Raw genomic sequence first — 18447 nt, forward strand, 5'->3', positions numbered from 1 at the left:
TGGAGAGAAGACAGCGGCGGCGGATCGCCCGCCCGCAAGTCATCACAGTCAGCCGGCGCGCCGCAGGAAGGGGCGCAACCGGTCAGCACGCTATCGTTAACACTCCTCGCCCGATGCGCCGCCCTGAAGTTCGGCGAGCATCACCGCGTTGAGGCCGGAGGCCGTCGCTGAGTCTTCTTCGGCATTGCGTGCAATATAATCGCGATAGGCGAGGCATGTTTCGGCCGCGTCAGCGCCGGTCAATTGCCTTTCAGACGCCCCGCTCATGTCCGGCGCCGTTTCGGCGGGCGCGTTTTCAATCGCCGCTGGCTGCGCCGCGGGCATGCGCTTCAGGATTTCCGCGACCCGTTCTGCGGAAATCCCTTCGGCTTCGATACGCGTGCGCGATACGGCGGGTTGGGCGGCGATTGTTTGCGGACTTGCATCGGCGACGGGCTGTTCCGCTTTCGGCGCCAGCTGAGGGACAGGTTGCTGCGCGGCGGCGGTTGCAGGCTGAGTCACCGCCGCTTCAGGCGCGTTGAGGGTTTTCGCAGCGTTTCTTTCGCCGGATGCTTTTAGCGCTTGCGCTGGCTCTGGGGCGGGCGTCTTTTCAGTGAAAGTGATAGGCGAGGGGTTGATCGCCCTCTCGGCGCCCGGCGCCTCGCCTGGCGTCTGGTCTGCAGGGGCCGTCTGGTCTGCAGGGGTCGGCGCCGGCGCCGCTTGCGAAAGTTCCCGCGCATACGCGCTCGCGCGTTCTTCTGTTCGCGACGGCAGGGCCGGCAGCGGTTGCGCGCCGAAAGTGGCGGCGGCGTTTGCGAGCACGATGGAGGGCGGTTTCAATGTGGCGACGCGGTCGCGCGGGCCGCCGCGCTCAATGTCAGCGTAAAGCCTGCCGGGAATCGGACGGTCGTTGAGCCGCCCGCGATAGACCTGCATATTTTCCAGAACGCGCTGGACATAGTTGCGGGTTTCGGAAAAGGGAATGAGCTCCACCCAGTCGAGCGGGTCCACCTGGGTGGTTCGCGGATCGCCATATTCGCCAATCCAGCGATTGACCCGCGAGGCGCCGGCGTTATAGGCGGCGAGCGTCATGATCAGCGAGCCGTCGAACCGCTCAAGCAGATGCGATAGATGCGCTGAACCGATTGTCATGTTGTAGACCGGATCATCAAGCAGCGCAGAGCGGTTATACGCCAATCCTTCCTTGCGCGCTGTAATTTGCGCCGTAGACGGAATAAGCTGCATGACGCCGCGCGCGCCCGCGCGTGAATAGGCGCGGGGGTTGAACTCGCTTTCCTGGCGCGAAAGACCCAGAATAATTTCCGGCGATACGAAGCGCGACGCCTCGTCCGGTATGAAGACGAGCGGATAGGCGACCTCCGGCGCAAAGGCGCCGCGTTGAATGCCGACCTTGCCGGCGCGCACCGTCAGATGCGGCGCGCCTTCGCCGTCGGTCAGCTTGGCCAGCTCGATATATTCTCCCGGCCGCTCAAGCTGATCGTCCACATGATAGGCGAACACCATGAATTCATAATCGAGATCGAGATCGGTGAGCATTTTCAGCGCGCTGACCGTCGGGCGCGAACTGAAAAGCGCGCGTTCGGCTGCGGTTGATTGCAATGGAGGCGAAAATTTCGCCGATTCGACGCCGCCCAGTTCTTCGGCCGCCAATTGTCCGTAATAGGAATAATAGTGCCGCGCGGCCATGGCGTAGAACTTGTTCGCTTCTTCGCGCTCGCCCTTCGCGGCGACGGCGCGCCCGATCCAGTATTTCGCCCGCGAGACGGAAATCGGCGAATCGACGCCGGAGGCGAGCGCCAGAAAATGCGTCTCAGCGCGCGCCGGCGCATTCAAAAAGCGCAATGCGATCCAGCCGGCGTAAAATTCCGCCTCGGCGAAATCGCCGCCTTCGGTGAGCCGGTTGCCGGCGGCGAGCGAATAGGCGTCTGCAAAGCGTCCGTTTTTCAGCGCCCAGCGCATCAACAGCTGGCGTTCATCCCACCAGCGCGAGCCGTTGCGAATCTTCGCCGGGTCCTCAGGCGCCCGTGCGGCGAGGGCGACGGCGTATTGTTCGTCGCCGCTGCGCCGGTAATAGCGCACCGCCGCATGCAGCATGCCCGAATCAAGCTGCTGGGGCTGGGAGAGGTTTTCATAAAGTCTCGGCGCTGAAGACGCATTCAACAATAGTGCGGCGCGCGCTTCAGCCATGCGCCGGTCCTCGCCGGACAGCTTTGAAAAGACCCGCCGCGCGTTGGTGACTTCGCGGTCCCACAGCATTCTGTCGACGCGGGCTGCGTGATCTTCTTCCCGCAACACGCCGTCGTAGACGGAAAGGATGCGCCGCTCTTCGGCAATTTTGAAATTGTGATTGATCCACGCGTCGCGCACGTGATGTTCGCCGCCCTGTTTGTCGCCGACAGCGAACAGCGCTCGGGCGAGCTGGATTTTGCCTTCGCCGGTCACGGGCTCGCGGGTGTCGAAGAATGCGAGCACCTGATCGGCTGGCGCGCTGCTGGGAATTTTATCTTCAACAAATGCGCTGATGCGGTACTGCATCGGCCAGTCAATATTTGCATCGAGAAAGGCGTCTGCGTCATTGAAGTCGATCTGTGGGTCCTGCGCCATCAGATACATCCACTGGCCGAGGCTCTTCGCAATGGGGTCCGAAATATTCCCGATCAGGGGCTGAATTGTGGAAAACTGTTTCTTTTTGAGCAAATCCGCGAGCACGTGCAGGCGCTCTTTATCGTTGACGCTGATATAAACGGGACCGGGCGCGGGTGGCTTGATGCGCGGCTCCGGCGCAGCCGCAGCCGGTGCGCTCATGCATAGCGAAACCGTGATAAACGCCGCCAGGACCTGTATATGACAGGTTTTAAAAAACTTGGTCCGCAACATGGTCGATAAGGCCCCCGCCTTTAAGCGCCGATTATAGACGCGCTTCATACCCTCAAACTCCCGTCTTAAACGCACAAGATCGCCACACAATAGCCCATTCTTTCGTGCTTCAAAACAGGCGCCGTCTTGCTGAAACGGCGGTTCGCGGTTATCGAGGCGTTAAATTTGAGAAATCCAAGCCCATGAAACAGTTTACCGGGTCGATTACGGCCCTTGTCACCCCGTTTAAAAATACCGCCGTTGACGAAGAAGCGTTCTGCGCGCTGGTGGAGCGCCAGATCGCGGCGGGCACACACGGCCTTGTGCCGGTAGGCACCACTGGCGAATCCGCCACGCTCAGCGATGAAGAGCATGAGCGGGTGGTAAAGCTTTGCGTTGAAACTGCGGCGGGCCGGGTTCCCGTTATCGGCGGCGCCGGGTCGAATGAAACGGCCTATTCCATCTCCATGGCGCAGCGCCTGCAGGAAGCAGGCGTCGACGCCATCCTGTCGGTTACGGGCTATTACAACAGGCCGAGCCAGGCGGGGCTGATCGCGCATTACACCGCGCTGCATGATGCAACCGATATTCCCATCATCGTTTACAATGTGCCGGCGCGTACAGCGGTGAACATCACTATTGATACGATGGCGGCGCTATCGAAATTACCGCGCATAGTCGGCATCAAGGACGCCACGGCGGATCTGGGGCGCGTCGCCCTGCAGCGCCGTTTGTGCGGAAAGGATTTTCTGCAGATTTCCGGCGAGGACATGACCGCCGTTGGCTACAACGCCATGGGCGGGGTCGGATGCATTTCCGTTTCATCGAATATTGCGCCCGATCTGTGCGCGCAGATGCAACAGGCGACGCTCAATGACGACTTCGTCACCGCGCGCGCGCTGCAGGACCGGCTGGCGCCGCTGCACGAAGCGTTATTCACCGATACAAGCCCAGGCCCCGCGAAATACGCCTTGTCGCTGCTTGGTTTGTGTTCGGAAGAAGTGCGCTTACCGCTTGTCACGCCGGGTGAGTTCTCCAGGGGTAAAGTGAAGGCGGCGCTAAAAGAGCTTGGTCTGACAGACTGATGTCCGCAAAAGACAAAAAAGAAGGCCGCAAGATCGTCGCGGAAAACCGGCGCGCGCGCCATGAATATTTTATCGAGGACGTGGTCGAGGCCGGCCTTGTCCTGACCGGCACGGAAGTAAAAGCCCTGCGCGAGGGAAAGGCGAATATCGCGGAAAGCTACGCCTCGCCTGAGGACGACGCGATCTGGCTGATCAATGCGAACATACCGGAATACTCCGCAGGCAATCGAGAAAATCACGAACCCAAGCGCAAACGCAAATTGCTGTTGCACAAGCGGGAGATAGCGCGGCTCGCTCAGGCTGTGGAGCGTAAAGGCTATACGCTGACGCCGCTGAAGCTTTATTTTAACGCCCGAGGACGGGCTAAACTGGAGCTGGGTCTGGGGCAGGGCAAAAAGCTGCACGACAAGCGCGAAACATCGAAAGACCGAGACTGGAGCCGGCAAAAGCAGCGCCTCCTAAAGGATCTGGGCTAAGGTTGGCAAAGTCTGTCATGTGTCGCAATCCAGTCCGCGGCCATCGAGGTGTGAAACAGAAAAATCCGGCGTCTAACAAATGAGACTGCGCGATGGGCGATATTGAATTCGTTCACCTCCACCAAATCGAAGAAGACCGCATCATCGATCTTATGAATGATGAGATGGTGGGCAAACAATTGCCGCTGCTCGGGGGCGGATTTTCGCGCGATCAATGCCGCGCTTTTTTAAAATCAAAGCAACAGTTTTGGGACGAATACGGGTTCGGCCCCTGGGCGTTTATAATCCACGGCGAGTTTGCGGGATGGGGCGGCCTGCAGCCGGAGCAGGGGGAGGCCGACTTCGGCCTGGTGCTTCACCGGAAATTTTGGGGATGGGGACGCAGAATTTTCGTTCAAGTCAAAGAGCAGGCTTTTAACGAGATGAATCTCGGTTCCATAATCATCCTGTTGCCGCCGAGCCGGACGAAATTAAAGGCGGTTACCCGGCTGGGATTTGTGAAAGATGGCCAGCTTGTCGTCGACGGCGCAGCCTTTAATAAATTTCGCCTGACAAACCCTGAACGTTAGACATATGAAGATACGGCTATCCTTCGCCGGCCCCGCTCGCGTCTTCTTCATAATGCGGTACGAAGGCCAGCACCGTCTGGAACGCCGCCGCCGCGCCGGCGCCGCCGGCCACGCATAAAAACAGCACGCTGAACATTACCGGTGCGAAAATCCCGGATATGGAGGCAAGCAACAAGAGAATGCCGAGACCGAGCGCGGCGCGCGCATAAAACCGGACCAGTTTGGAAAACGCATCGCCGCGTCCTGAAAGCTGCGCTGCAAAACGGGGACGGGCGAGCCACACATAGCCCCAGCAGCCAAAGCCTGCGGAGACAATGACCGCCGCAAGAGTGCCGCCGTGAAACAGTCCGGAAATATCGTCGCGCGCCTCGGCGAAACTGACCGCCGCCACCGCCGCGCCGATGACGCCGAAAACCGCCGTCACCAACAATGTCAGACCCGGCTTGTAGGTTTTCGCATCGCGGATTGCGCGTTGTTCATCCTTGTTCGGTAAACCCCAATTTCGCGTGCTCATCTGGGCTCTCCGGCGCTCTGTTTCGTTTTCAGTCCTGATCGATTTCTTTGCGGACAGCCGCGAAAACCGATTCGAACATCTCAGGCGTCAATCTGCGCGTATTCGTATTGTAACGCGAGCAATGATAGCTGTCGAACAGCTTTAAACCGTTCTGGTTCGTATCGTGGGCGGCGCCGTGGGCGAAGGGCGCCTGCTTTTGTTTCAGGCCCAGGACAGCGATCGTGGAATCATGCGCTATGCGTCCGAGGCACAATATCGCCTTCAACTGTTTAAGCGCGGCAATCTGGTTGACAAGAAAGGGGCGGCAGGTTCGGATTTCCGGACCGGTCGGCTTGTTCTGCGGCGGGACGCAGCGAACGGCGTTCGTGACCATCGCCTGCCTCAGCTTGAGGCCGTCTTCGGGATCGGCGTTGAACCTGTCGTTGGAAAAACCGAACTTCGCCATGGTTGAATATAAGAGATCGCCTGCGAAATCGCCCGTAAACGGCCGGCCCGTACGGTTTGCGCCGTGAACCCCGGGCGCCAGGCCAACGATTAACAGTCGCGCTTTTTGATCGCCAAAAGACGGCGCCGGGGCGTTAAAATAATCAGGATATTCGGATTGATTGTCGCGACGATAGGCGGCCAGCCGCGGGCATAGCGGACAGTCCGGCGGCGGATCGGTTTCGAGCGCAGCTTTCGCCAAAACAAAAATAATTCCTAATCGACGTCTTCAAAATCGTCTTCGAATTCATCTTCAAGATCGTCGTCGTAGTCGTCGGCGGGACGGGGCTTGCGCGCCGGCGCGCCGCTGCGTCCGATCGTGTTCTCAAGATCGGCGAGATCAAAAAACGTATCGGCCTGACGGCGCAATTCGTCGGACGCCATGGGCGGCGAGGATTTGACAGTGGACACGACCGTTATACGAACCCCTTTGGCCTGGATCGCTTCGAGCACGCGTCTGAAATCGCCATTGCCGGAGAACAGCACCAGATGATCGAGACGGTCCGCCATCAGCATCATGTCGACGACAAGCTCAACGTCAGTCGATCCCTTAAACCGCTTGCGGCCCTGACTGTCGGTGAATTCGCGCGTGGTCTTCGTGACCATGGTGTAGCCATTGTAGTCGAGCCAGTCGACCAGCGGGCGCAAAGGCGAGTAGTCCTGATCCCGGTCTTCCTGGATCGCTGTATAATAAGACGCGCGAATAAGCTGACAGCTTTCCTGTGATTTTTTCAGCAGGCTCTTGTAATCAATATCAAAACCAAGATTTCTCGCTGCTTTGTAAAGATTAGCGCCGTCAATAAAAAAGGCTGTTTTTTCCTGCTCGCGCAGGCCCAAAAATTTGTTCATAGTCGCCTCAGATTAGCATGCCTTGGAAGTATTTCCGCATTCTGCGCGATAACTAGTCGGGTTAGTAATGATAATAATCGCTGCAGGTTCCAATTTGCCTTTTTGCGGGCTTGATTCGCAACAGATTGTTGCAAAAGCCTTTTCCGCGTTGGGGCAATTCGTCCAGATAGGTGGGGTTTCGTCCTTTTACGAGAGCCCCGCATGGCCGGACCCCGCCGATCCCGCATTTGTGAACGCCGCCGCCATCGTTGAAACCGCCATGGCGCCGGAGCCGCTTTTGGCGGCGCTGCATGCGGTTGAAGCCGGATTTGGCCGGCGGCGGTCTTTGCGCAATGCGCCGCGAACGCTCGATCTGGACCTTGTCGCTTATGGCGCGCAACGCCGAAACGACCCGCAGATGATGCTGCCGCACCCGCGATTTGCGGAACGGGCCTTTGTGCTGGCGCCCCTGTGCGAGATCGCGCCTGACTGGCGCGATCCCGCGAGCGGAGAGACCGCCGCCGCCTTGCTGGATCGGGTTGGGCGCGGCGATGTGCGGCGAATCGCGGAGAATCTCGAAAAATAGCGCTTTTTTGCGCTGCAGCGCTTGTATAGGAGCCGATCGGGCGATAGATGAAGGGGCTCGCTGCGGCGCACCCGCCCGGCGGAACGATTTCTTGCGATCTGGAGAATTGAATGGCCCGCGTCACCGTTGAAGATTGTGTCGATAAAGTTTCGAACCGCTTTGACCTTGTCCTTCTGGCCGCGCATCGCGCGCGGGTGTTGTCTTCCGGCGCGCCTCTGCTTGTCGATCGAGACAATGACAAGAACCCGGTCGTCGCGCTGCGCGAGATCGCCGATGACGAACTGGTTCCCGATGAGGTCGAGGAAGATCTTGTTCAGTCCCTGCAAAAACAGGTGGAGCTGGACGACAGCGACGAATCTGAAACGGCGCCGGAAAAAGCGGATACGCCGGAATTCGATACGCTCACCGAGGACGAATATCTGAAGGCCATCCAGGCCGCCGGCATGACGTCTCCGCAAACCCTGCCGAAAGGCTAACTTATCGGCCAGCGGTTTATGGCTGCCGCTATGACACCGCCACGGCCGCGCAATCTCGGATGGCCGAAAGGATATGGCGGAAGAAAAGGCGGCGGGCGAAGACGGAAACGCTTCCACAACACCGGAAACGAACAAGCCGACTGCGCGCTCGCGCCAGCCCATCGGGTTTATTCGCCAGGTCGAACTTGTCGATCGCGTCAAGGCCTATGATCCGGACGCTGACGAAGACCAGTTGAACCGCGCTTATGTCTACGCCATGAAAGCGCATGGCGGGCAGACGCGCGCCTCGGGAGATCCGTATTTTTCTCACCCGCTTGCGGTCGCGGCCATCCTGACGCAATTGCGCGCCGATCCGGCGACGGTCGTCACCGCCCTGCTGCATGATGTCGTAGAGGACACGGATGCAACCATCGACGATATTCGGCGGATCTTCGGCGATGAAATTGCGAGGCTGGTGGACGGCGTCACCAAGCTTTCCCAGATTGAGCTGAGAAGCGAAGCCAGCAAACAGGCGGAGAATTTCCGCAAGCTTGTAGTCGCCATGGCGGACGATGTGCGCGTGCTGCTCGTCAAGCTCGCCGACCGTCTGCACAACATGCGCACGCTCCACTACATACCAAAGGCCGAAAAGCGTCAGCGCATCGCCCGCGAGACAATGGAAATTTACGCCCCGCTCGCCGGGCGCATCGGCGTGCACCGGATTCGCGAAGAACTGGAGGATATTTCATTCCGCGAGCTTAGCAACGACGTCCATGCAACGATCAGCGAGCGCCTCGCCGATCTGCAAAAGCATTCCGTCGGCAGCGTAGTAGAACTGGCGAACGTCCTGCGCGAACAGCTTACGCGCCATGGACTGAAAGCGCAGATCACGAGCCGCGAAAAACGGCCCTATTCGATCTGGCGGAAAATGACGCAAAAAAATGTGTCGTTCGATGAACTGGCCGACATCTACGCTTTTCGCGTTCTCGTCGACACAGTCGATGACTGCTATGCGGCGCTCGGCGTCATTCACACCAACTGGCGCATGATACCGACAGAATTCGACGATTACATCTCGGCGCCGAAACCGAATAACTATCGTTCGATCCACACCGCTGTGATCGGTCCGCCGTCATCCTCGGGGCAGCGCCAGCGCATCGAAATCCAGATCCGCACCTTCGAAATGCACGAGACGGCGGAGCGCGGCGTCGCTGCGCACTGGCAGTACAAGGACCCCGGCGACGGCGATGGGCGCATGGTCGAGATTGTGGCGCGCGGCCAGTACGACCCGTACGAAACGCCGCGCCGGCTCGTTGAAATGTTTCAGGCCGGCGAAGACCCGGACGAAGCGTTGCGCTACGCCAAGCTGGAGCTGTTTCAGGATCAGGTTTTCTGTTTCACGCCGAAAAGCCGGGTGATCGCGCTGCCGAAAGGATCGACGCCGCTCGATTTTGCTTACGCCGTGCACACTGATGTCGGCGACCAGTGCATCGGCGCGAAGATCAACGGCGTGCAGCGGCCGTTGCGCACGCCGCTCAACACCGGCGACGTGGTCGAGGTGCTGCGTTCGGAAAATGCGCCTGTGCCGGCGGAATGGGAGAGCCTCGCCTATACCGGCAAGGCGCGCAGCGCCATTCGCCGGCGCATCAAGAAAATGCAGTATAATGAGCATCTAGCTCTTGGCCGCTCCATCGCGGAAAGCGTCTTTACCGGCGCGCATCTTGAGTTTTCCCTGAAGGGCGTGCGCGAAGGGCTGAAGCGCCTTGGGAAAAAAACCGTCGAGGATGTGCTGGTCAGCATCGGGCGCGATGATCTGGCGGTGAACGAACTGGTGGAGGCGGTCTATCCCGGCGCGTCGCTGGAGAGCCGGGGGGAAATTCGCGCAGCGTCCTTGCGCGAATTCCGGCCGCGCGCCGCCATTTCCGGATTGACGCCGGGCGTTACGGTCAAGATAGCCAGGTGCTGCGCGCCCCTGCCGGGCGAGCGCATCGTCGGTATTCGCCAGGATAATGGCGGCGTGAAGGTTCATACGATCTATTGCGAAACGCTGGCGCAGGAAGATCCGCCGCAGGACCGCTGGCTCGATCTGAAATGGCGCGAGCGGGAAGAAGACGCGACAGCCTTCGCAAGAATCACAACCACCGTGCGCAACGGCCTTGGCGTTTTGAGTGAAATTGCCGGCGTAATCGCGCGTTACGGGGTTTCCATCGCCAATATTCGCCTGCAAAATCGGTCAGAGGAATTTGTCGATTTTATTCTGGATGTGGAAGTGAAGGACACGCGGCAATTCTCGCAGATGCTGGCGGGCGTGCGCGCATCGCCCAACGTTATCAATGCGGAGAGGACCGGAGGGGAAGACCATGACGAGCTTTGACGCCTTAAAGGAATTCAAGGAAGCCGGCGCCCTGCAGCACGGTCATTTTATCCTGTCATCCGGCCTGCACAGCGACACCTATCTGAACAAGTCCATCGTCTCCATGTATCCGGAACGCGCCGAACGATTATGCCGCGCGCTGGCGGAAATCCTTACCCGGAATGTCGGCGAGATTGACTACGTGATTTCCCCGGCCATGGGCGCGATCATCTACGGCTATGAAACCGCGCGGCATTTGAAAACGCCGTTCATGTTTCTTGAGCGCGTGGACGGCGAATTTCAGTTGCGCCGCGGTTTTTCCATAGAAAAGGGCGCCCGCGTCGTGGTGGTGGAAGACATCGTCTCGACGGGTCTTTCCGCGCGCGAAGCAATCGCGGCTGTCAGAAAGGCGGGCGGCGAAGTGCTTGCGCTCGGCTGCCTTGTTGACCGTTCCGCCGGGGGCGCGCAAGTCGGCGCGCCGATCATGCCGCTGCTGGAAATGAAAGTGGAAGCCTGGGAGCCGGACAATTTGCCTGATCATTTAAAGGATAAGCCGGCGGTCAAACCCGGCAGCCGGGGGTTGAGCCAGTGAGCTTGTTATCTTCACACTTGGCTACGCAGATGTTCCTCATCCTGAGGCGCGCCTTTTTGGGCGAGCCACGAAGGATGAGGAGTGCAGTAAAGTTATGGTAGGCGTCCAAAGATGTCAGTGAAAAAACCCCTGCGCCTCGGCGTTAATATCGATCATGTGGCCACCATCCGGAACGCGCGCGGCGGGCCGCATCCCGATCCGGTGCGCGCGGCGCATCTGGTCGCCAGCGCCGGCGCCGACGGCGTCACCGCGCATTTGCGTGAGGACCGGCGACATATTCGCGACGACGACATGCGCCGCTTGAAAGAGGAAATCGGCCTGCCGCTCAATTTCGAAATGGCGGCGACGGCGGAGATGCTGCAGCTTTGCACGCAGGTGCAGCCTCATGGCTGCTGCATCGTGCCGGAAAACCGCAATGAACGCACAACGGAAGGCGGGCTCAATGTCGCCGGACAACACAACTTCATCGCGCCTTTCGTTCGTGAGCTGACGGACGCCGGCATACGCGCGTCTTTATTCGTTGATCCGGAGCCTGAGCAGATCGAGGCGGCGAAATCCGCCGGCGCGCCGGTGATCGAAATTCATACCGGCGCTTATTACGAGGCGACGCAGAAAACCGAACCGGCGCTTTACAAGGCGGAACTTGAAAAAATTCGCGCCGCAGCGGAAAAAGCGGACAGGCTGGGCCTTGAGGTTCACGCCGGTCACGGCCTTACTTTTCTGAACGTGCAGCCGGTGGCGGCGATCCCCGAGATCGTCGAACTTAACATCGGTCATTTTCTCGTGGGCGAGGCGGTGTTTATGGGGCTGGCTGAATCGGTCAAGGAAATGAAACGTCTGATGCAGGATGCGCGCACCGGCGGGATGTATTAGCAATGATGCTCTATGCCCCTGCGCTTCATTCTGACACGCATATTTTCCTTCGCCCTTCGAGACGACCAGCCAGTTTTCAACTTGGCTGGCCTCCTCAGGATGAAGGAAAATATGCGTCTCGAAGGACGAAGCGTATTTACGCCGTTTGCTTATCGGGTGAGGAGATTTCATGATCATCGGCATCGGCAATGACATCATCGATATCCGCCGGGTGGAAAAGACCCTCGAAAAGCACGGGGAGCGTTTCACCCATCGCTGCTTTACGGAGATCGAGCGGGCCAAATCCGACAAGCGCCGGTTGCGCGCCGCCTCCTACGCCAAGCGATTCGCGGCGAAAGAGGCCTGCGCCAAGGCGCTGGGGACGGGGCTTTCGCGCGGCGTCTTCTGGCGGGACATGGGCGTTGTGAACCTGCCAGGCGGCAAGCCCACCCTCAATCTGACCGGCGGCGCGGCGGCGCGACTGGCTGAAATCACGCCGGACGGCCATGAGGCCGCCATTCACCTGACCATCACCGATGATTTTCCCATGGCCCAGGCCATTGTCATCATCGACGCAACAGCTAAATAGAACCCTCTGACAATTGGGCGGGGCGGGCAAAAAGGTGCATCTGGTATGAGTGAAGCGGATAAGGCGGGCGAAACGGCGGCGAAAACGAAAAAGCCGGCCGATGAGAAAATGACGCCGGCCGAGGAAGCCTGGGACCTCGCCAAGACCGTGTTTATCGCCGTCGCGATTGCGCTGGTGCTGCGCATCGTCATTTTTCAGCCCTTTAACATTCCGTCCGGGTCCATGAAGCCTAACCTGCTGGTGGGCGATTTCCTTGTCGTCTCGAAACCCACCTTCGGCTATTCGACGGCTTCGCTTGTTTATCCGCTCACGCGTTTGCCCATGGAAGGGCGCATTTTGCAGGGCGCGTCGCCCGCGCGCGGCGATGTTGTTGTTTTCAAGAACATCAAGGACGGCAACAAGGACTACATCAAACGCGTCATCGGCATGCCGGGCGACACGGTGCAGATGAAAGAGGGGCGCCTCTACATCAACAACGCAGCGGTGCAGAAAGATTTCATTGAAATCGCCGAAGGCGTCTGCGGGCGCGGCGACGCCCCCATGTACCGCGAAACCCTGGATAACGGCGTTTCCTATCTAGTGCAGGAATGTTCCGGCGATGAGGGCGGGCTGGACAATGTCGGCCCCTATCAGGTGCCGGCCGGCCACTATTTTATGATGGGCGACAATCGCGACCAGTCGCAGGACAGCCGCGTCACCTCGGCGGTGGGCTATATCCCCGAAGACGCGGTCGTCGGCCGTGCGGAGCGGCTGTTTTTCTCCGTGAACGGAGAAGAAACGAAATTCTGGACGGTCTGGAAGTGGCCGTTCGCAATCCGTTACGGCCGCATTCTCGATTCGGTGGAATGACGGAACCTGATTTCGCTGCGCTGGAAAACCGCATCGGTCATGAATTCGCCGACGCCAGCTTGCTGCGCCGCGCGCTCACCCATTCGAGCCTGTCCGGCGGGACGGCGCCCGTACGCGATCTGCAGCGGCTGGAATTTCTGGGCGACCGCGTGCTCGGCCTGTTGACGGCGGAAGAGCTGTGGCGGCGCTATCCCGATTACGCCGAAGGCGATATGGCGCCGCGCCTCAACGCGCTGGTGCGCAAGGAAACCTGCGCCAAAGCCGCGCTGCATTTCGGCGTCGACAAGTACATTTTGATGTCGGAATGGGAAGACAACGCCGGCGGGCGCAAGAAAAAGGCGATCCTCGGCGATGTGATGGAGGCGCTTCTTGGCGCGCTCTATATTGACGGCGGTCTCAATGCGGCGCGCGGGCTTTACGACCAGTTCTGGACGCCGAATCTGGAAGATCTGTCGAAGCTTCACAAAGATCCGAAAACCGCCCTGCAGGAATGGACCCAGCGGAAAAATCTGGGTACGCCGCATTATGAAGTGATTGAAGCGGAAGGCCCGGCGCATGCGCCCGCTTTCACGATTGAGGTGCGGGTCACCGGCAAAAGCCCCGCACAGGGCGAGGGGCGTTCCAAACGCGCCGCGCAGATGCAGGCGGCGCGGGAGTTTCTTGTCCGGGAAAAAGCGTGGGCCGAAGATGATTGACGTGCAAAACGATGAGAGAGCCGTTTCTTCTACCTCGCGGGGAAAACTCGATCGCGGTGATTCTTTTCTCCCTCTCCCTCTTGGGGGAGAGGGCTGGGGTGAAGGGGAATGTAAAAACAAAATTGCAATCTATTTAATAATAGTTCCCATACAGATTATCTATCATTTTTGTCTTCAGCGCGCCCCCCGACTGCGAAGGCGGTCAAACCTTTACGCGTTGGGAGCGGCTGTAGTGGAAATGGTTGAGAATACGCATTGCGCTGTGATTGCCGTCATCGGCGCGCGCCCCGACTGCGAAGGCGGTCAAACCTTTACGCGTTGGGAGCGGCTGTAGTGGAAATGGTTGAGAATACGCATTGCGCTGTGATTGCCGTCATCGGCGCGCCTAACGCCGGCAAGTCAACGCTGGTCAACGCGCTTGTGGGCGCGAAAATTTCCATCGTAACGCAAAAAGTGCAGACAACGCGCGCGCGCGTGCGCGGCATCCTGACGGAAGATCAAACCCAGCTCATATTCATTGATACGCCGGGGATTTTTTCGCCGAGGCGCAGGCTCGACCGCGCCATGGTCGCCGCCGCGTGGGAGGGGATCGCCGGCGCCGATCAGGTGCTGCTGGTCATTGACGCGCCTGCCTATATGGCGGGCGCGCGTGAAAAAGGCGCGGCTGGAAAATCCCGCGCCGACGCGGACCGCATCATCGAAGGTTTGCAGAAAGCAGGCGCCAAGGCCGCGCTGGCGCTCAACAAGATCGACGACATCGCCCGCCCGAAACTCCTCGCGCTGACGCAAGAGCTAAATGAGGCGAACGTTTTCACTGACATATTCATGATCTCGGCCCAGAATGGCGACGGGCTCGGCGATCTGAAAAAATTTCTCATGGAGAAGGCGCCGGCGGGCCCGTGGCTTTATCCGGAAGATCAGCTCTCTGATATTTCCGACCGCCTGATGGCGGCGGAAGTGACGCGCGAGAAACTTTTTCTGCGCCTGCATCAGGAACTGCCCTATGACTCCACGGTGGAAACGGAAAGCTGGAAGGAAACCAAATCCGGCATCCGCATCGATCAGACGATTTATGTGGCGCGCGACAGCCAGAAACCCATCGTCCTCGGCAAGAACGGCCAGACGCTGAAGATTATCGGTCAGGCGGCGCGCGAGGAGCTGGCCGAACTTCTCGGAACGCCGGTTCATCTGTTTCTCCACGTCAAGGTCCGCGAAGGCTGGGACGAGGAAGCCGCGCGCCTGCGCGGGCTGGGTCTGGATGCGGTGGAGTGATGAATATGAAAAAATATTCGATAATGTTGCTGTTATTGATAATTGGCTGCACACACAATGTAAGTCGTGATTATGTCAACGACAGAGGTTGCGATTACTACGGAAAAAGCTTCTGCATAACGGCGCCGCATCTCGATCATGTTTTCATTACGTCGCCTGTAATAGATTTCTTTATGTATAGCTTGCAATCTGACGGGCGTCTGCTTCTTTCTATATATGAGGGCAATCATTCGCAAAAATACGAAACAAAAAACTTTACCGATTTGAAGATTGATGGAATGTCCATAAAAACTCTAATTTTTGACGATGGTGAGACTATCCATACCTACTATATCAACGATGCAATTGCTTTTCCTTCAGAAATTCATATTCAACGACCAAAAAATTTGCCGCTTAGGGTGCAGGAAGAGATAATTCGGGTCGAAGAGTCAATTCGATTTTGTGCGCCGCAGGACTCTTCGATGATTTGCATAAGCGAATAATTGAACTTCACCGATACCGGTATTGTTCTAGACGCGCGCGCTCATGGCGAAATTCATGTGTGAGTGTGTGAGAGAGTCACCGCTCTCCCGCGTGCGGGAGAGGATAAAGATACCGCTTGATCGCCGACGTTATTCAGCCGAAACAGTCTCCATGAACTTCACAGACACCGGCATTGTTCTTGACGCGCGCGCCCATGGGGAGACCCATGCGGTGGTTGATGTGTTTACGGAGCATCACGGGCGCTGGGCGGGGCTGGTCTATGGCGGGCAGGGGCGCCGCCAGCGTCCGCTATTGCAGCCGGGAAATGAAGTCTCGCTGGAATGGAAAGGGCGCGGCGAGGACTCGCTCGGGCATTTTGCGCTGGAGATGGCGCACGCCCGCGCGGGCGAGGCCATGGGCGACCGGCTCTCGCTTGCGGGGCTGTCCGCCGCCTGCGCCGTGGCGCTCGCCACTCTGCCGGAACGCGAAGCGCACGCCCGCGCCTATCAGGCCATGGCGGTCTTGCTCGCCAATCTGGACGATATGGACGTCTGGCCTGCGCTGATGGCGCGCTGGGAGCTGGGCCTTCTCGCAGAACTCGGTTTCGGCCTGACGCTTGACCGCTGCGCGGCCACGGGCGCGCGCGACAATCTCATATATGTCTCGCCGCGTTCCGCCTGCGCCGTCTCCGCCGGGGCCGGTGCGCCGTATAAGGATAAATTGCTGCCGCTGCCGGCGTTCCTGCGCGGCGCTTCTGTCGAAGCTTCGCTCGCGGAAGCCATTGACGCCCTGACCACCACGGGTCACTTTATCGAAACGCGCATATTGCATTTGTCGGACAGGCAACTGCCCGAAGCGCGTCTGCGCGTTGCGGAATTGTTGTCGGCGCGGGTTTGAACGTCGAACGCGGTGGCGCCTCAGGATGAGGTTTTCTGGTCGTCCAATGGCTCGCCGTTCTTACAACGCACAGGCGAACGCGCCTTCGAAAAATACAACCTATCTGATGAAAATCGCAAAAAATCCCAGTGTTGGTGGATAGATATCCACCCCTGGCGCCGGCGGCCGTATGATGGGTGACAAGGTTGGCGCTGAAGAACGCGCAAGGGCGGTCGTCCATCGCATTACGCTATGCGTGCGCCGCGACCAGTAATGAAAGCAGAGCACGGGAATATGCCGGACAGACTTGTACAACTTTTCTCTCCAGCCCAGCAGCGGCGCGGGTTCAACGCGGCTGTCCTGTTGTGCAACATTTCTTCAGGCCGACAGGATCGCGGCGATCTTTTCAACCGTGCGTTCCGAATTGGAAACGCCGTCAACGGGCAGGCGTCCGAAATAGCCCCTGACGCCCGCATGGATCATGCCGGGCATGACATGTTTTTCAATCCGGCCTTCGCGTTTGGCCGCATTCCAGTCGGAATAGGCGGCGAGCTTCCAGCGGTCGGAAAACATCACCGCGCCGATGCGCTGAATATTGTCGCCGTCGCCGACAATGTGATGAAAGCGCCGCACATATCGAAGGCCCGGATCGGAGGCGACAACGCCGCCAAGCCCGATGACGTCAATCGGCGCGCGAAGACGCGCGCGCAAAAATGCGGCGGCGCCGATCGCCACCTGCGCGCCGCCGGAATAGCCGATAATGGCCACCGGCGCGCCCGAACCGCGCACATAACCGTCTTCGATCAGCGCCGCTTCGATCACCCGCGCGGCGCCCTGATTGAAAATCGGGCCGTAGCGATGGTCGGCGGAGACCATCACCTGATAGATATTGCGAAGATTGGTGAGCAGCGAGAGGATCGTCTGCTTTTCTGCAAGCTTCAGTTTCTGCACGCGCCGCCACAGACGGTCGAACGCCCGCGGGCTTTCAAGCAGCGGCTCGCCCTTCGGCGAATAAGGAAACACATTGCTGACGACGGCCGCATCCGGCAAGCTGGCCTTCAGCCTGCGGATGAAGACTTTTTCGCGCGGCATCAAAAACCGCCCCGAAAGGGAGGCGACGCCGGACAGATAGACGATATAGCGCCGTCCTCCGCTATCAGGCTGCGGCGGCGGCGCGGCAGGCTGCTCGATTTCATCTTCGGCCCATCCCGCCCACCAGCTCAAGGTTTCGATGGGCGACAGCGCGGCGGTGAAAAGCAGCGCCATCGCGCCGATCGCGATAACGGTGAACAGAAGCGACGGGATCACGGCTTTTTCTCTCCCGCAATGCGCCGGGCGAGATCGTCGATAATCTGCTGGGGCGAGCGCTCAAGCGGGGAGCCGATGACGGCGTGGCGAAGCCGGCCCAGCGGAACGGCGAGCGCATGACCGAGCCACGACCTGACGCCGTAAGAAACGCCCCAGCCGGCGGCGCCGCAAAACGCCGCTGCGGCGAGCGGCAGACCGAGCCCCGCATAAAGGCCGAATATGGCGAGCGTCATCGCCCACACATCGAGCACATGGCCGAGCGCCAGGCCGAAATAGGGCGCAATGGAAAAAACGCCGAAGAGCCGCGGCGCAAAAGCGAGGGATACCACGCCAATGACGCCGGCGATTTCTCCCGGAGCGAGCACGCCAAGCCGTGTCAGCGGCGCCACGGCGACAGCGCAGGCGGCCCAGGCCAGCGCCGTAATCACATAGGTCAAGCCGGTAAAGGCGAGGCTCGCCAGAAAACGGTAAAGCGGCACGCGATTGACGACGAGAATGACCGACTGGCCGAGCATTTCGGAAACGCCGGCCAGAAACGCGATGATGAGCGCAGCCGTCTGCGCTTCAGCGGACGTGGCCGCGCGCAGGAACACGTCTGTGGAAAACCTGATCGCGCCCCAGACAAGCTCCATCAGGAACAGCGGGAAGGCGAGGATGTCGGCGAGCAGGGTCATCTTGAGACGTGCAATAAACGAAGCCGCGCCTGGGGCAAAGTGAAGGCTGGCGAGGCCCCGCGATTCTGCTAGA

Annotated in this window: 20 protein-coding genes; 14 read left to right on the forward strand and 6 right to left on the reverse strand. The window is 59.4% G+C overall.

From position 1 onward, the window contains the following. Positions 1 to 96 precede the first annotated feature (96 nt). A complete protein-coding gene (locus ACQK2Q_RS02080; protein WP_425408100.1) occupies positions 97 to 2877 on the reverse strand; it encodes a transglycosylase SLT domain-containing protein in 2781 nt (926 codons plus the stop codon). A gap of 182 nt (positions 2878 to 3059) precedes the next feature. Here ACQK2Q_RS02080 and dapA point away from each other — a divergent pair, with 182 nt between their 5' ends. The 3 genes from dapA to ACQK2Q_RS02095 all read left to right on the forward strand — a co-directional run bounded on the left by dapA (position 3060) and on the right by ACQK2Q_RS02095 (position 4986). Further along, the gene (gene dapA / locus ACQK2Q_RS02085; RefSeq protein WP_425408101.1) at positions 3060 to 3941 is read left to right on the forward strand and encodes a 4-hydroxy-tetrahydrodipicolinate synthase; all 882 of its coding nucleotides are present in this window, start codon (positions 3060 to 3062) and stop codon (positions 3939 to 3941) included. Further along, a complete protein-coding gene (smpB, locus tag ACQK2Q_RS02090) occupies positions 3941 to 4417 on the forward strand; it encodes an SsrA-binding protein SmpB (protein WP_425408102.1) in 477 nt (158 codons plus the stop codon). The genes dapA and smpB overlap by 1 nt, the downstream gene beginning before the upstream one ends. A 92-nt stretch (positions 4418 to 4509) precedes the next feature. Next, positions 4510 to 4986 carry a GNAT family N-acetyltransferase gene (locus ACQK2Q_RS02095; RefSeq protein WP_425408103.1) on the forward strand — a complete coding sequence of 159 codons (477 nt, stop codon included), beginning with the start codon at positions 4510 to 4512 and terminating at the stop codon, positions 4984 to 4986. A gap of 16 nt (positions 4987 to 5002) precedes the next feature. Here the strand turns inward: ACQK2Q_RS02095 and ACQK2Q_RS02100 are convergent, their stop codons facing one another. From ACQK2Q_RS02100 to ACQK2Q_RS02110, 3 genes are read right to left on the reverse strand one after another with little or no spacing between them, the layout of a single operon-like run. Next, positions 5003 to 5500 carry a hypothetical protein gene (locus ACQK2Q_RS02100; RefSeq protein WP_425408104.1) on the reverse strand — a complete coding sequence of 166 codons (498 nt, stop codon included), beginning with the start codon at positions 5498 to 5500 and terminating at the stop codon, positions 5003 to 5005. A 28-nt stretch (positions 5501 to 5528) separates the two neighbouring features. Continuing rightward, positions 5529 to 6185, reverse strand: coding sequence for a uracil-DNA glycosylase (locus ACQK2Q_RS02105; RefSeq protein WP_425408105.1), 657 nt, complete (start codon positions 6183 to 6185; stop codon positions 5529 to 5531). A 14-nt stretch (positions 6186 to 6199) separates the two neighbouring features. Then, positions 6200 to 6832, reverse strand: coding sequence for an NYN domain-containing protein (locus ACQK2Q_RS02110; protein WP_425408106.1), 633 nt, complete (start codon positions 6830 to 6832; stop codon positions 6200 to 6202). 67 nt (positions 6833 to 6899) lie between these two features. Here ACQK2Q_RS02110 and folK point away from each other — a divergent pair, with 67 nt between their 5' ends. The 11 genes from folK (at position 6900) to recO (ending at position 16413) form a co-directional block, all read left to right on the forward strand. After that, on the forward strand, positions 6900 to 7397 hold the full coding sequence (gene folK / locus ACQK2Q_RS02115; protein ID WP_425408107.1) for a 2-amino-4-hydroxy-6-hydroxymethyldihydropteridine diphosphokinase: 498 nt from the start codon (positions 6900 to 6902) through the stop codon (positions 7395 to 7397). A 110-nt stretch (positions 7398 to 7507) separates the two neighbouring features. Then, positions 7508 to 7873, forward strand: a complete 366-nt coding sequence (rpoZ, locus tag ACQK2Q_RS02120; RefSeq protein WP_425408108.1) for a DNA-directed RNA polymerase subunit omega — start codon at positions 7508 to 7510, stop codon at positions 7871 to 7873. A 73-nt stretch (positions 7874 to 7946) separates the two neighbouring features. Beyond that, positions 7947 to 10226, forward strand: coding sequence for a RelA/SpoT family protein (locus ACQK2Q_RS02125; RefSeq protein ID WP_425408109.1), 2280 nt, complete (start codon positions 7947 to 7949; stop codon positions 10224 to 10226). Beyond that, a complete protein-coding gene (pyrE, locus tag ACQK2Q_RS02130; RefSeq protein WP_425408110.1) occupies positions 10213 to 10797 on the forward strand; it encodes an orotate phosphoribosyltransferase in 585 nt (194 codons plus the stop codon). The genes ACQK2Q_RS02125 and pyrE overlap by 14 nt, the downstream gene beginning before the upstream one ends. A 111-nt stretch (positions 10798 to 10908) precedes the next feature. After that, the gene (locus tag ACQK2Q_RS02135) at positions 10909 to 11670 is read left to right on the forward strand and encodes a pyridoxine 5'-phosphate synthase (RefSeq protein ID WP_425408111.1); all 762 of its coding nucleotides are present in this window, start codon (positions 10909 to 10911) and stop codon (positions 11668 to 11670) included. A 169-nt stretch (positions 11671 to 11839) separates the two neighbouring features. After that, the gene (gene acpS / locus ACQK2Q_RS02140) at positions 11840 to 12238 is read left to right on the forward strand and encodes a holo-ACP synthase (RefSeq protein WP_425408112.1); all 399 of its coding nucleotides are present in this window, start codon (positions 11840 to 11842) and stop codon (positions 12236 to 12238) included. Between the two features lie 45 nt (positions 12239 to 12283). Further along, the gene (gene lepB / locus ACQK2Q_RS02145; protein WP_425408113.1) at positions 12284 to 13087 is read left to right on the forward strand and encodes a signal peptidase I; all 804 of its coding nucleotides are present in this window, start codon (positions 12284 to 12286) and stop codon (positions 13085 to 13087) included. Continuing rightward, positions 13084 to 13782, forward strand: a complete 699-nt coding sequence (rnc, locus tag ACQK2Q_RS02150; protein WP_425408114.1) for a ribonuclease III — start codon at positions 13084 to 13086, stop codon at positions 13780 to 13782. Before lepB ends, rnc begins: the two co-directional genes overlap by 4 nt. A gap of 339 nt (positions 13783 to 14121) precedes the next feature. Continuing rightward, the gene (era, locus tag ACQK2Q_RS02155; protein ID WP_425408115.1) at positions 14122 to 15054 is read left to right on the forward strand and encodes a GTPase Era; all 933 of its coding nucleotides are present in this window, start codon (positions 14122 to 14124) and stop codon (positions 15052 to 15054) included. A 5-nt stretch (positions 15055 to 15059) separates the two neighbouring features. Next, entirely contained in the window at positions 15060 to 15536 is a 477-nt protein-coding gene (locus ACQK2Q_RS02160) for a hypothetical protein (protein ID WP_425408116.1), read from the forward strand. Between the two features lie 151 nt (positions 15537 to 15687). Beyond that, complete coding sequence (recO, locus tag ACQK2Q_RS02165) at positions 15688 to 16413, forward strand: DNA repair protein RecO (RefSeq protein WP_425408117.1); 726 nt, start codon at positions 15688 to 15690, stop codon at positions 16411 to 16413. A gap of 357 nt (positions 16414 to 16770) precedes the next feature. Here the strand turns inward: recO and ACQK2Q_RS02170 are convergent, their stop codons facing one another. Together ACQK2Q_RS02170 and ACQK2Q_RS02175 are read right to left on the reverse strand one after the other, a co-directional pair. Further along, a complete protein-coding gene (locus ACQK2Q_RS02170; protein WP_425408118.1) occupies positions 16771 to 17700 on the reverse strand; it encodes a hypothetical protein in 930 nt (309 codons plus the stop codon). Next, complete coding sequence (locus tag ACQK2Q_RS02175; protein WP_425408119.1) at positions 17697 to 18374, reverse strand: hypothetical protein; 678 nt, start codon at positions 18372 to 18374, stop codon at positions 17697 to 17699. Before ACQK2Q_RS02175 ends, ACQK2Q_RS02170 begins: the two co-directional genes overlap by 4 nt. Between the last annotated feature and the right edge of the window lie 73 nt (positions 18375 to 18447).

It is taken from the genome of Hyphococcus sp. (assembly GCF_965228385.1).
GTDB lineage: Bacteria > Pseudomonadota > Alphaproteobacteria > Caulobacterales > Parvularculaceae > Hyphococcus.

What these genes read in the sequence shown, in the direction of transcription:
- ACQK2Q_RS02080 (WP_425408100.1), bottom strand. Translation starts at nt 2,877, where the DNA reads ATGTTGCGGACCAAGTTTTTTAAAACCTGTCATATACAGGTCCTGGCG.
- dapA (WP_425408101.1), top strand. Translation starts at nt 3,060, where the DNA reads ATGAAACAGTTTACCGGGTCGATTACGGCCCTTGTCACCCCGTTTAAA.
- smpB (WP_425408102.1), top strand. Translation starts at nt 3,941, where the DNA reads ATGTCCGCAAAAGACAAAAAAGAAGGCCGCAAGATCGTCGCGGAAAAC.
- ACQK2Q_RS02095 (WP_425408103.1), top strand. Translation starts at nt 4,510, where the DNA reads ATGGGCGATATTGAATTCGTTCACCTCCACCAAATCGAAGAAGACCGC.
- ACQK2Q_RS02100 (WP_425408104.1), bottom strand. Translation starts at nt 5,500, where the DNA reads ATGAGCACGCGAAATTGGGGTTTACCGAACAAGGATGAACAACGCGCA.
- ACQK2Q_RS02110 (WP_425408106.1), bottom strand. Translation starts at nt 6,832, where the DNA reads ATGAACAAATTTTTGGGCCTGCGCGAGCAGGAAAAAACAGCCTTTTTT.
- folK (WP_425408107.1), top strand. Translation starts at nt 6,900, where the DNA reads ATGATAATAATCGCTGCAGGTTCCAATTTGCCTTTTTGCGGGCTTGAT.
- rpoZ (WP_425408108.1), top strand. Translation starts at nt 7,508, where the DNA reads ATGGCCCGCGTCACCGTTGAAGATTGTGTCGATAAAGTTTCGAACCGC.
- ACQK2Q_RS02125 (WP_425408109.1), top strand. Translation starts at nt 7,947, where the DNA reads ATGGCGGAAGAAAAGGCGGCGGGCGAAGACGGAAACGCTTCCACAACA.
- pyrE (WP_425408110.1), top strand. Translation starts at nt 10,213, where the DNA reads ATGACGAGCTTTGACGCCTTAAAGGAATTCAAGGAAGCCGGCGCCCTG.
- ACQK2Q_RS02135 (WP_425408111.1), top strand. Translation starts at nt 10,909, where the DNA reads ATGTCAGTGAAAAAACCCCTGCGCCTCGGCGTTAATATCGATCATGTG.
- acpS (WP_425408112.1), top strand. Translation starts at nt 11,840, where the DNA reads ATGATCATCGGCATCGGCAATGACATCATCGATATCCGCCGGGTGGAA.
- lepB (WP_425408113.1), top strand. Translation starts at nt 12,284, where the DNA reads ATGAGTGAAGCGGATAAGGCGGGCGAAACGGCGGCGAAAACGAAAAAG.
- rnc (WP_425408114.1), top strand. Translation starts at nt 13,084, where the DNA reads ATGACGGAACCTGATTTCGCTGCGCTGGAAAACCGCATCGGTCATGAA.
- era (WP_425408115.1), top strand. Translation starts at nt 14,122, where the DNA reads ATGGTTGAGAATACGCATTGCGCTGTGATTGCCGTCATCGGCGCGCCT.
- ACQK2Q_RS02160 (WP_425408116.1), top strand. Translation starts at nt 15,060, where the DNA reads ATGAAAAAATATTCGATAATGTTGCTGTTATTGATAATTGGCTGCACA.
- recO (WP_425408117.1), top strand. Translation starts at nt 15,688, where the DNA reads ATGAACTTCACAGACACCGGCATTGTTCTTGACGCGCGCGCCCATGGG.
- ACQK2Q_RS02175 (WP_425408119.1), bottom strand. Translation starts at nt 18,374, where the DNA reads ATGACCCTGCTCGCCGACATCCTCGCCTTCCCGCTGTTCCTGATGGAG.